Below are 1,280 nucleotides of genomic sequence, written 5' to 3' on the forward strand. Positions count from 1 at the left end.
GGCCTGGAGATGCTGGCCTCCGAAAGGCCGCGGGGCGTCTTCAGCCGCCAGCTGGTCCTGGGTGAAAACCTGGATACGGAGCACATCCAGGCCAGCTACGAGGCCGGCGTCCTGTCCCTGCGGATCCCGGTGGCCGAGAAAGCCAAGCCACGCAAGATCGCGATCACCTCCAAGGAAACCGACCAGCAGGCGATCGACGCTTGACCACACCGAACCCGGGGAACACCGCGGTGTTCCCCGGATATCGGAGGCATTTCGATAAGCGGCCTGAAACAGTAAAAGGCGTGAGCCCACATGGCCCGCCATTGCGTAAAAAACGCGAGAGATAAGGACCCACGGACTGCCTCCGAACACCGGGTGGTCCCCGGCCCCAGCGCCGGGGACCACCCGTCTCTACCCCGGCGGTGATCGACACCGCCGAAGTTTTTGCGGGGAGGAACACCGTGCAGGGTGCTTCTGATTTCTATGTCGTACTGGGCCTCGAATCGCGCGCCACTGACCATGACATCGCCCGCGCCTATAGGTCCCTGCTTCGCCAACACCATCCGGACACCGCGCCCTCACCGTCAACGCGCGGGGAGGAGGGTCGCGAACGCGAGTTGCTGGCGGAGATCATGGAAGCCTACGCGGTGCTCTCCGATCCGGCCCGCCGGAATCGCTACGACCGGAACCGCCAGACACCTACGGAGCCTTTCCCCGGCCCGAAGCTCCGGGAGCCGGGTCCCGGGTCGGCGGCGGGCGGCGGGATGTCCTTGAAAATTTCCCCACTTCGGTGGGAATCGCCAGCCAGGAGGTGGCTCTGAATGAGTGCATGGCGTCGTTATGATTCCCCTTTGTTGCCGCTTTTCCACGAACGCTTTGAGGAGCGTTGGGGGAAAGGGAGCGCACCGTTTCTGGACCCCGAGGTCCATGCACAGCCCTTGCCGCGGGCCCAATGGCTCAACATCGATACCGGTGCCGCGCTGGCCGTTGTTCCGGTGTGGAGCGATGACGACTCCCACCGGTCTTTCGCCATGTTCTACCTGCCCCCGGCCGGTGGTATCTGGTTGCTGCGTCCCGGGGCCACCGATTACCTGGAATCCGGGCATCTGGAGGAGGTGAGGCTGCGCAACGACGCCTTCAAGAAGGCCGTTGACCATGCCAAGGCCTTCATCGAAGGATCCAACCCACGGTGAGATACGGCAGAGCAAGCTCCCAGCTCCTCAGACAGAGAACCGTGCGCGCATGACCATCACCACGGCCAATTCCCGATTCGCGAAATTCGTGCGGAACCAAACGAA

At 63.5% G+C, this 1,280-nt stretch carries 3 protein-coding genes; all 3 read left to right on the top strand.

All coding sequences use genetic code 11. The annotated features are described in order from the left end of the window. Positions 1 to 204 (top strand): Hsp20/alpha crystallin family protein (locus tag ACIQLF_RS21835; protein WP_400303340.1); only part of this gene is annotated, 204 nt, incomplete at its 5' end. Positions 205 to 443: 239 nt separating this feature from the next. Continuing rightward, positions 444 to 803 (top strand): DnaJ domain-containing protein, encoded by a 360-nt coding sequence (locus tag ACIQLF_RS21840; protein WP_400303343.1) that lies wholly within the window; start codon positions 444 to 446, stop codon positions 801 to 803. Then, entirely contained in the window at positions 804 to 1,175 is a 372-nt protein-coding gene (locus ACIQLF_RS21845) for a hypothetical protein (protein WP_400303346.1), read from the top strand. Positions 1,176 to 1,280: the final 105 nt, after the last annotated feature.

It is taken from the genome of Paeniglutamicibacter sp. NPDC091659 (assembly GCF_044756805.1).
Classification (GTDB): Bacteria; Actinomycetota; Actinomycetes; order Actinomycetales; family Micrococcaceae; genus Paeniglutamicibacter.